Source organism: Janthinobacterium sp. GW821-FHT03A03, assembly GCF_059421435.1.
Map to the genome: position 1 here is coordinate 30,534 of NZ_JBWKUZ010000032.1, position 10,928 is coordinate 41,461.

Annotated in this window: 8 protein-coding genes; 5 read left to right on the forward strand and 3 right to left on the reverse strand. The window is 65.8% G+C overall.

What is annotated here, in order from left to right:
* Positions 1-20: 20 nt before the first annotated feature.
* Complete coding sequence (locus AC07VI_RS28560; RefSeq protein ID WP_086148344.1) at positions 21-1,316, reverse strand: cation:proton antiporter; 1,296 nt, start codon at positions 1,314-1,316, stop codon at positions 21-23.
* A gap of 50 nt (positions 1,317-1,366) precedes the next feature.
* Positions 1,367-2,500, reverse strand: a complete 1,134-nt coding sequence (locus AC07VI_RS28565; protein ID WP_086148345.1) for a mechanosensitive ion channel family protein — start codon at positions 2,498-2,500, stop codon at positions 1,367-1,369.
* A gap of 231 nt (positions 2,501-2,731) precedes the next feature.
* Here AC07VI_RS28565 and AC07VI_RS28570 point away from each other — a divergent pair, with 231 nt between their 5' ends.
* From AC07VI_RS28570 to AC07VI_RS28580, 3 genes are read left to right on the forward strand one after another with little or no spacing between them, the layout of a single operon-like run.
* Entirely contained in the window at positions 2,732-5,023 is a 2,292-nt protein-coding gene (locus tag AC07VI_RS28570; RefSeq protein ID WP_492993924.1) for an alpha,alpha-trehalose-phosphate synthase (UDP-forming), read from the forward strand.
* Positions 5,020-5,784: a trehalose-phosphatase gene (gene otsB / locus AC07VI_RS28575; RefSeq protein WP_492993926.1), complete on the forward strand. Its 765-nt coding sequence runs from the start codon at positions 5,020-5,022 to the stop codon at positions 5,782-5,784. Before AC07VI_RS28570 ends, otsB begins: the two co-directional genes overlap by 4 nt.
* A gap of 3 nt (positions 5,785-5,787) precedes the next feature.
* Entirely contained in the window at positions 5,788-7,608 is a 1,821-nt protein-coding gene (locus AC07VI_RS28580) for a glycoside hydrolase family 15 protein (protein WP_492993928.1), read from the forward strand.
* Positions 7,609-7,784: 176 nt separating this feature from the next.
* Here AC07VI_RS28580 and AC07VI_RS28585 read toward each other — a convergent pair whose 3' ends face one another.
* A complete protein-coding gene (locus AC07VI_RS28585) occupies positions 7,785-8,717 on the reverse strand; it encodes a LysR family transcriptional regulator (RefSeq protein WP_086148349.1) in 933 nt (310 codons plus the stop codon).
* A 119-nt stretch (positions 8,718-8,836) separates the two neighbouring features.
* Here AC07VI_RS28585 and mdcA point away from each other — a divergent pair, with 119 nt between their 5' ends.
* On the forward strand, positions 8,837-10,510 hold the full coding sequence (gene mdcA, locus AC07VI_RS28590; protein WP_494808834.1) for a malonate decarboxylase subunit alpha: 1,674 nt from the start codon (positions 8,837-8,839) through the stop codon (positions 10,508-10,510).
* 8 nt (positions 10,511-10,518) lie between these two features.
* Positions 10,519-10,928: triphosphoribosyl-dephospho-CoA synthase (locus AC07VI_RS28595; protein WP_494808835.1), on the forward strand; the 410-nt coding region annotated here is incomplete at its 3' end.

The window sequence follows — 10,928 nt, forward strand, 5'->3', positions numbered from 1 at the left end:
ACAATCGCGCCGCGCCGCCCTTATTTGCGCCACAGCCGTTGCAGCAGGGGTTTGACGGTGAGGCCGTGGGCGACGATGGAGAGGATGATGACGACGATGGTGATATTGGCCAGTTCGCGCGCCAGCGCGGGCGGCAAGCCGTGGGCGATGGCGTAGCAGAGGTAATACATGGAACCGATGCCGCGCACGCCGAACCAGGCGGCCAGGCTCCGCAGGCGCACGCCGGTGCCCGAGGCCAGCAAGCCCAGCATCACGCTGGCCGGGCGCGCCACCAGCAGCAGGAACAGCGCCACGCTCCACGCCCGCCAGTTCCAGGCGGCGGCCGTGACGGCACCGCCCAGCAGCAGCACCAGGGTCAGTTCCGACAGGCGCTCCAGGTGTTCCTTGAAGACGAGCGCTTCGCCGCTGACGGTCAGCGGCGCGGCGCTGTCGTGCGGCCTGGCGGCCGAGACGGCATGCGTTTCCTCGGCCTGCAGCAAGCCTTGCCGGTCCTTCGGCGCGCCGGCCAGCACCAGTTCCGTCTGGCGCAGGGCCACGCCGGCGAAGAACACGGCGAGGAAGCCCCAGGCGTGCATGGCGCTGGCCAGGCCGTACACGAGGGCGATCAGGCCCAGTCCCGCCAGGTCGTCGAGCACTTCATGCTTGGGTTCCTTGGCGCGCAGCTGCCAGCCCAGCCAGGCCAGCAGCGTGCCGCCGGCCACGCCCAGGGCGACGGCGCCGGCGCTGGCCCACAGCAGGTCGCGCCATAGCCAGGTGGCGCCGTGCGGCCCCAGTTCATGCAGGCCCAGCCAGCCCAGGCCCAGCATGACGAAGGGAAAGCCGCTGCCGTCGTTCATGCCCGCCTCGCTGGTGAGCACGAAGCGCAATTGCTCGCTGTCGCCCGCATGGCGCAGCTGCACGTCGGTGGCCAGCACGGGGTCGGTGGGCGCGAGGATGGCCCCCAGCAGCACGCCCGCGCCCGGCGGCATGCCCAGCACGAAACAGGCGAAGACGGCCACCAGGGCCACGGAGATGGCCATCGACAGCCAGGCCAGGCGCAGCGATGGCAGCCAGCGCGCCAGGCTGAACGGCACGGGCATCTTGACGCCGGCGGAAAACAGGGAGATGAGGACGGCCACTTCGGCCAGGGTTTCGAGCAGCGGCGCCTGCTTGACGAGGTCGAGCGCAAACAGGCCGAGGAACATGGGCCCCAGCAGCAGGCCCACGCCCAGGTAGGCCATGGCCGAGGTAAACGGCAGGCGCGCGATGCTGTCGGCGCCCAGGCCGCGCGCCAGCATCAGGCAACCGATCAGGATGAACCAGGCGGTGGTGCTCATGCGCCATATTCTAGCGGTGCAAGGCAGCGGGCAGCGCGCCGCAGGTTTTTTTACGCCTTGTGCAGCGACACGCTGTCGTTCTGCGCCTGCATCTCGCGCACTTCGCGCACCTCGTGCAGTTCGATCGGGTCGTGCGTGGAGCGCAGGCGCGGCAAGCCGTGCGGGTAGTTGGCGGTGATAAAGGCCAGCATCTGCTCGCGCACGAGGCAGCGCAGCTCGAAGGCCAGGCCTGAATCTGCCGCGCTGATCAGGAAGCGCACGCGCACGGCCCGTTCGTTCGAATCCGTCGCCTGCACCGTGCAGACGCGGCCATCCCACTGCGGCGCGGACGCGCAGATGCGTGCCAGCTCCGCCCGCAGCGGGGCTAGCGGGATGCTGAAATCGAGCCACAGGAACACCGTGCCCAGCAGGGTGGACGAGCTGTGCGTCCAGTTTTCGAACGGATTTTCGATGAACCACTGCAGCGGCACGATCAGCCGGCGCTCGTCCCACACGCGCACGACGACGTAGGTGCCCTTGATTTCCTCGACCTTGCCCCATTCGCCATTGACGATCAGCACGTCGTCGATGCGGATGGGTTGAGAAAACGCAATTTGCAAACCAGCAATGAAATTGCCGAGCACGGGACGGGCGGCGATACCGGCCACCAGGCCGGCCACGCCGGCCGAGGCCAGCAGGCTGGCGCCGATCTGCCGCGCGCCAGGCAAGGTCAGCAGCACGAAAGCGAGGCCCAGGATGACGACGATGGCGTGCGCGCTGCGCGTGAGTACGCGCGCCTGCGTGATCAGGCGGCGCGCGCGCAGGTTGTCGGCCACGTCGACGGGGTTGATTTCGGAAATCGTGATGGACAGGGCCTCGATGCATTGCATGGCCAGCCAGGTCAGCGCGATGATCAGCGCCACGCTGGCCAGGTGCGACATAGCGACGAGGCCCGGCGTGTCGTCGGGCGCGCCGGCCAGCACCATGCGCAGGCCGAAGACAATCACGCACAGCTGGCTGGCGCGGAAGGCCACGCGCGTGGCGTTGGTGGTGAACGGGCGGCCGTTGGCCAGCCGTTTCAGCAAGCCGATGCCGGCGCGGTGCACGCCGATGGCGACGACCGTGACGAGCAGGGCGGAAACGAGCACGGTCAGCGCCGAGCGCAGCGGGCCGCCCATCAGCGAGTGAAACGTGGTGAGATCCATAGGCGAAAACTCCTTATATAAGTGAAATGGATGTCGGAAGCGGGTATTTTACGGGCAGATGGCGTCACGGGGACGTGCGTTGCCGAACGGATAAGCTTGCTATCAAGGTAGATACTGGGAGGAACTACCTGGCCCGGCCCGCCGCTGGACGTTTCACGGCAGAAAGCAAGGGACCGGCGCCCCACTGGCAACATGGCCATACTTGCCACGTTGTATTTGCAAAGGAAACAGATGATTTTACGATCGCTCCGCATGTCCTTGCGCTTCATCCTGCCGCTGGCCTTGGTGCTGGGACTGTTTGCCTATATCGTCGTACCGTTGCTCGACAATATCACCCTGCGCTGGTATGTGCGCGATCTCGACAGCCGGGCCGAATTGCTCGCTGGAACCCTCCGCCCCTCGCTCATCGATTACCTGCCCGCGCAGGACGCCGCGCGTATCGGTGAACTGTTCCAGGGCGCCACGCGCGACGAACGCCTGATCGCCATCGGCTTTTGCGACAACGGGGGCCATTTGCTGTACCGCTCCGCGCAATATCCGGCCTCCATCGGCTGCTGGAGCACGCCTGGCACGGGCGGCTTGTACAAATCGCTGGCGCAACTGCCGCAAGGGCAAGTCCACCTGAGCGAAACGCCCGTCATGCAGGACGCCTCCCAGCTGGGCCGCCTGGTGCTGGTGCAGGACATGAGCTTTGTCGAGCGCCGCAATACCGATACCAAGCGTTTTATCTTTGCCTTCCTGGCCGTGCTGGCCGTGCTGATTTCGCTGATGACCGTGTTCGTGGCGCACCTGAGCTGGCGCGGCTGGCTGTCGGCCGTGAAGGATATCTTGCGGGGCGAGTTGCTGCCGAAAAGCACTGGCGCAGTGGCCGCCGCCACGGCGCCCGCCGCCGCGCCCGCGCCGCCGCCGGAAATGCAGCCGCTGATCGGCGACTTGCGCGAATTGCTGCAGGAATACCATCTGGAACGCCAGGGCGACAATGGCTGGACGTCGGAATGGACGCCGGAAAAGCTGCGCGGCTTGCTGGAGGCGGACCTTGCGGGAGATCAAGTGCTTGTCGTGTCGAACCGCGAACCGTATATCCACACCAAAACAGAGAGCGGGATCGCCGTGCAGCGCCCCGCCAGCGGCCTCGTGACGGCCGTGGAAGCCGTGATGCGCGCGTGTTCCGGCACGTGGATCGCGCACGGGGCCGGTTCCGCCGACCGCGAAACCGTCGATAAATTCGACCACGTGCCCGTGCCGCCCGATAAGCCCAGCTATACCTTGCGCCGCGTGTGGCTGACGGACGAGGAAGAGCAGGGCTATTATTATGGTTTCGCCAATGAAGGCATGTGGCCGCTATGCCATATCGCCCATGTGCGCCCCGTGTTCCGCTCGTCCGACTGGGAGCAGTACGTGAAGGTCAACCGCCGCTTCGCCGACGCCGTGATCGCCGAGGCGAAGACGGACAACCCCGTCGTGCTGGTGCAGGATTATCACTTTGCCTTGCTGCCGCGCATGGTGCGCGAAGCCTTGCCGAAGGCGACGATCATTACCTTCTGGCATATCCCGTGGCCGAACTCGGAATCGTTCGGTATTTGCCCCTGGCGCGAGGAAATCCTCGACGGCTTGCTGGGCAGCACCATCCTGGGCTTCCACACGCCATTTCACCGCAAGAATTTCCTCGAAACGGTGGACCGCTACCTGGAAACCCGCATCGAGCCGGAAGCGTCCACGATTTCCTACGGCGGCGAGATGACGCAGGTCGAGGATTACCCGATCTCGATCGCCTGGCCGGAGGACGACCCGGCGCAGCCGGACGTGGCCGCGTGCCGCGCACAGATCCGCGCCGAGCTGGGCGTGGCTGCCGATCACTTGCTGGGCATTGGCGTGGACCGCCTCGATTACACGAAAGGCATCGTCGAGCGCTTCCAGGCCGTCGAGCGCATGTTCGAATTGCAGCCCGGCATGGTCGGCAATTTCACGTTCGTGCAGATCGCCGCCCCCAGCCGCGCTTCGCTTGACGAATATCAAAGTTTTGATGCTCGGGTGCGCAAGATGGTCGAACGCATCAACCGCCGCTTCGGCAGCGGAGACTACGTGCCCATCCTGCTGAAAGCCGAGCACCACGGCCAGGACGACTTGCAGCGCTATTTCCGCGCCGCGGAAGTGTGCATGGTGACAAGCTTGCATGACGGCATGAATCTGGTGGCCAAGGAATTCATCGCCGCGCGCGACGACGAGCTGGGTGTCCTTGTTCTAAGTCAATTCACGGGCGCGGCGCGCGAGCTGCATGAAGCGCTGATCATCAATCCCTACCACATCGAGCAGGGTGCCGAGGCCCTGTACCGCGCCCTCGTGATGCCGCCCGTGGAACAGCGCGAGCGCATGAAGAGCATGCGTGCGCGTGTGAAACATTTCAACGTCTACCGCTGGGCCGGGCGCATGCTGCTGGACGCGGCCCGCTTGCGCCAGCGCGACAAGGTCATGACCAAGATCGACGCCCACAGCCGCATGCAGCGGCGCAAGGGGATGCGATGATGCAAGCTGTTGACGATGATCAAACCGTGCTGCAACTGCTGGGCAATCGCGGCTGGGCCGTCTTTCTCGACTTCGACGGCACCCTGGTCGACCTGGCGCCCACGCCCGACGGCGTGCGCGTGGCGCCTGGCGTCATCGAAGCGCTGGCGCTGCTGGACGAGCGTCATGGCGGCGCGCTGGCCCTCATTTCCGGCCGTCCCGTGGCGCAGATCGACGCCATGCTGGCACCCCTGGTCTTGCCGGTTGCCGGCGTGCATGGCGTGGAGCGGCGCGGCGCCGATGGCCAGTTTCACGTGGCGGCCACGCCCGACGTGGCGCCCGTGCTGGCGCGCGCCCGGGTGCTGGCGGCGATTTACCCCGGCTTGCTGGTGGAGCAGAAGCGGGGCGCCGTGGCCCTGCATTACCGGCTGGCGCCCGAGCTTGAACCGTTATGCCTGCAGGAAATGACCGCGGCCGTGCAAGCGTGCCCCGGGGTATTGCTCTTGCATGGCAAAATGGTCCTGGAAGCCAAGCCGGCCGCCACCGACAAGGGCGGCGCCATCGCCGCTTTCATGCAGGAAAGCCCGTTTGCCGGCCGCCGGCCCGTGTTTGCGGGCGACGACACCACCGACGAGGCAGGCTTTGCCTTTGTACAACAAGCAGGCGGGCAGGGCGTCAAGGTGGGCAGCGGCCCCAGCGCCGCCAGCCTGCGCCTGGCCAGCCCCGGCGCCTTGCGCGCCGCCTTGCTGGCCGCTGCCGTATCCCCGACATCGAAGGAGTAGCCCGTGACGACATCGCATGACACCCGCGCCAGCCAACCGTCCGCGCCAGCATCGCTGAACTGCGGCGTGGTGGGCAATTGCGCCTTCAACGCCCTGATCGACGAGGCCGGGCAGGTCGTCTGGTCCTGCCTGCCCCGATTCGACGGCGACCCCGTTTTCAATAGCTTGCTGGACGGCACGGACAACGGCAGCGTGTGGAGCATCGACATCGAGAACTTTGCGCGCAGCGAGCAGTTCTATGAGCCGAACACGGCCGTGCTGCGCACGCGCCTGTACGACACGCAGGGGCGCGGCGTGGAAATCACGGATTTCGCCCCCCGTTTCCTCAGCCGCGACCGCATGTTCCGCCCGCTGATGCTGATCCGCCGCGTGCGCGCGCTCGACCATGGCGTGCGCATCCGCATGCGGCTGCGCCCCCGCTACGACTGGGGGCGGCTGGCGCCGCAGATCACGCAGGGCAGCCACCACATCCGCTACGTGGGGCCGGAACAGACCTTGCGCCTGAACAGCGATGTGTCGCTCAACTATGTGCTGAACGAAACGTATTTCGTGCTGGGCGGCACCGCCAACTTCCTGCTGGGCCCCGATGAAACCCTGGCCGGCGGCATCGACGAGACGGCGCGCATCTTTGAAAAGGACACCATCAACTACTGGCGCAGCTACACGCGCCGCCTGGCCGTGCCGCTGGAATGGCAGGACGTGGTCATCCGCGCCGCCATCACCCTGAAACTGTCGCTGTATGAAGACACGGGCGCCATCATCGCCGCCATGACGACCAGCATCCCCGAAGCGCCGGGCAGCAGCCGCAACTGGGATTACCGCTATTGCTGGCTGCGCGACGCCTTCTTCGTCGTGCGGGCATTGAACAGCTTGTCCGAAGTGGGCACGATGGAAGAGTATCTGCGCTGGCTGACGAATATCGTCGCCCGCTCGAAAGGCGGCCACATCCAGCCCCTGTACGGCATCGGCCTGGAAGAGCAGTTGCCCGAATCGATACTCGAGCACTTGCCCGGCTACCGGGGCAACGGCCCCGTGCGCGTGGGCAACCAGGCGCAGGAACACTTCCAGCACGACGTCTACGGCAACATTGTACTAGGCGCGGCGCAGGCCTTCCTTGACCACCGATTGTTCCACCGGGCGGGAAAAGCCGAGTTTGCCGCGCTGGAAGCCGTGGGCGACCAGGCGTTCAAATTGCACGCGGAGCCGGACGCGGGCATGTGGGAGCTGCGCACGCGCGCCAGGGTCCATACCTCGTCCATGCTGATGAGCTGGGCCGCCTGCGACCGCCTGGCGAAAGTCGCGCACAAACTGGGCTTGCCGGAGCGCGCCGACCACTGGAACAGCCGCGCCGTGCTGATCCGCGAACGCCTGCTGCGCGAAGCGTGGAGCGAGGAGCGCCAGGCCTTCGCGGAAAGCCTGGGCGGGCGCGACCTCGACGCCTCCGTCCTGCTGATGGCGGAAGTCAACTTCATCGACCCCATGGACCCCCGTTTCATCGCCACCGTCGATGCGCTCGAAGCATCGCTGTGCGACGGCCCCTACATGCGCCGCTACGAAGCGCCCGACGACTTCGGCAAACCGGAAACGGCCTTCAACATCTGCACCTTCTGGCGCATCGACGCCCTGGCGCGCATCGGCAGGAAAGACGAGGCGCGAAAAATCTTCGAAACGATGCTGCTGGCGCGCAACCACCTGGGCCTGCTGTCGGAAGACACGCACCCCGTGACGGGAGAGATGTGGGGCAATTTCCCGCAGACGTATTCGATGGTGGGGTTGATCAACTGCGCGGTGCGGTTGTCGGCGCCTTGGGATAGTGCTATTTAAGTGCGGGCCTGGATCGCGGGCCTGAGAAAATGTCCATGGCTGCGTTGCTTGGGCTTGCCGTACATTCGTACTGTCTGCGCCCGCGCGCCTTGCCCTGGGCATTTTTCAGGCCCGCTGGGCCCGAGGTGCCCGGGCTGGAGACTCGGGCCTTGGTTTGATTTGCCATTGTTTAGATATTAAGTCAAAGTTTTGGGTAAAGCAGGCTCGCCACGCCCATACAACCTGCATTCCGCCGCCAGCGCCAGCAGATTCGGGTCACGCTCGCGGCTGCTCTGCATCAGCAGGGTGATTTGCTGGTGCGAGCCGTAGCGCGCGTCCAGGGGCAGCAGTTCGATGCGCGAGCTGAAGGCGCGCACGCGGCCGGGCAGCAGGCTGTAGCCGATGCCGCCGCTGACCAGGTTGATCAGCGAGAAGATGTCGCCCACGCGCATGGCCGTGTCGGGCACGAATCCCGCCAGCTCAAACGCGTGGTTGAAGCTTTGTGAGGTGACGAAACCTTCGCTGAGCGTGACGAATTTGTCATTGCGCAACTGTTGCAAGTCCACCGATGCCGTTCCCGCGTAGGGCGAGGCAAGCGGCGCGGCCAGGAAGATGTCGTCCTGGAACAGGGGCACGGCCACCAGGCCAGCATGCTGTTCGTCTTCCTGCACGCCGATGATGATGGCGTCTAATCTGCCATCGGCCAGGCTTTGCAGCAGGTCGCGGTTCGAACCCAGGGTCAGGTCGATGTCGAGGCCCGGCCGGCGCAGTTTCAGGGCGATCACCAGCTGCGGGATGCAGTGCAGGGTCAAGGAGTACAGCGAGCCGATCTTCAGGCGCACGGGGTTGATGCCCGACATTTCGCGCACCTTGCGCACGCCTTCCTCGCACTCGGCCAGCGCGCGCCGCGCCGATTCGGCAAAGGTGTAGGCCGCATGCAGGGGGATCAGGCTGCGGCCCTCGCGCTTGAACAGGGGGCAGCGCAAGCCGTCTTCCAGCGAGTGCAGGGCGCGGTGCACGCTGACGGTGCTCTGGCCCAGCGCATCGGCCACGCGCGCCAGGTTGTTCAATTCCATGAAGCTGAGAAAAACTTCCAGCTTTTTCAGGGTAATTTCTTCGTTGATGGCCATGGCTACCCTTTTTAACGGCAGTTCATTAACTTCAAAGTAATGAACATGCTAGCAGGTTGATTGTCGCGCTGGCGCTTTCGTTCTATCGTCTGGATTCGATAGCTCATTCCGGAGGCATGATGTCAACCGCCACAGCAGCGCCAGCGCAGCGGCAAAAACAATGGGACACGCGGCGCACCGAGAAACGCCGCCGCCTCGATGCCGTGCGCCCTTACGCGAACGGTCCCGTGCTGCAACCGGGCGACATGGTCGCCGTGCTCGAAGCGCTGCTTGCGCCGGGCGACCGCGTCGTTCTTGAAGGCAATAACCAGAAGCAGGCCGATTTCCTCGCCCGCATGTTGACCCAGGTCAATCCCGACAAGATCCACCATCTGCACCTGATCATGCCCAGCGTTAGCCTGCCCGAGCACCTGGACCTGTTTGAACGGGGCATCGCCCGCAAGCTGGACTTTTCCTTCGCCGGCACGCAAAGCCTGCGCATCGCCCAGTTCCTGCAGGACGGCTTGCTGGAAGTGGGCGCCATCCACACGTATATCGAGCTGTATGCGCGCCTGTTTGTCGACCTCACGCCCAACGTCGTCATGGTGGCCGGCTACATGGCCGACCGCCAGGGCAATCTGTACACGGGCCCCAGCACGGAAGACACGCCGACGCTGGTGGAATCGGCCGCCTTCCGCGACGGCATCGTCATCGCCCAGGTCAATCAGATCGTCGACGACGTCAGCGACTTGCCGCGCGTCGACGTACCCGGCTCGTGGATCGATTTCGTGGTGCAGTCCGACAAGCCGTTCTTCATCGAACCGCTGTTCACCCGCGACCCGCGCGTGATCAAGCCCGTGCACGTGCTGATGGCCATGATGGCGATCCGCGGCGTGTATGAAAAACACCAGGTGCAGTCGCTCAATCACGGCATCGGCTTCAATACGGCCGCCATCGAGCTGATTTTGCCCACCTATGGCGAGCAGCTGGGCTTGAAGGGCAAGATCTGCCGCAACTGGGTGCTCAATCCCCATCCCACGCTGATCCCCGCCATCGAGACGGGCTGGGTCGAGAGCGTGCACTGCTTCGGCGCGGAGCTGGGCATGGAAGGCTATGCGGCCGCGCGGCCCGACGTGTTCTTCACGGGCCGCGACGGCTCCATGCGCTCGAACCGCGCCCTGTGCCAGCTGGCGGGCCAGTACGCGGTCGACCTGTTCATCGGCGCGACTTTGCAGATGGATGGCCTGGGCAACTCCTCGACCGTCACCAACGGCCGCCTGGCAGGCTTTGGCGGCGCGCCCAATATGGGCCACGACCCGCACGGGCGGCGCCACCCGACGCCGGCCTGGCTGGACCTGATCGAGACGGACGACCCGCTGGCGCGCGGCAGGAAGCTCGTGGTGCAGATGGTCGAGACGTTCCAGGACGGCGGCCAGCCGACGATCGTCGAATCGCTCGACGCCGTCGCCGTGGGCCAGGCCAGCGGCATGCCGCTGGCGCCCGTGATGATCTATGGCGACGACGTCACCCACGTGCTGACGGAAGAGGGCATCGCCTACCTGTACAAGGCCCGTTCGCTTGACGAGCGCAAGGCCATGCTGGCGGCTGTCGCCGGCGTGACGCCCATCGGCCTGCGCCACGACCCGAAGACGACGGCGAAATTGCGCGCCGGCGGCCTGATCGCGCTGCCCGAGGATATCGGCGTGCAGCGCGGCGCGGCCAGCCGCTCGCTGCTGGCCGCGAAAAGCATCGCCGACCTGGTCGAATGGTCGGACGGCCTGTATCAACCCCCCGCCAAATTCAGGAGCTGGTAATGAGCACAATGATGACGACGATGATGAGGACAGTGCCGGTGCGGGAGCGCGCCGCCGCGCTGGCGCGGCAGGTGCTGCAGGCGCTGCTCGACGAAGTGACCCTGACGCCGAAACCGGGCCTGGTCGATTTGCGCAGCCGCGGCGCCCACACGGACTTGAACTGGGCCCTGATGTGCCACTCGGCCTGCGTGCTGCAACCCGTCTTTGAAGCGATGGCGCAGGCCGGCGCGCAGGATGACGATGATGACCGCCTGCGCCAGCGCATCGGCGCCATCGGCCGCGACGGCGAAGCGCTGATGCTGGCGGCCACGGGCGGCGTGAACACGCACCGGGGCGCCATCTGGGCGCTGGGCCTCCTGGCGACGGCGGCGGCGCAGCAGGGCGCGCGCGGCGCGTCGCTGGCGCCGCAGGCCGTGGC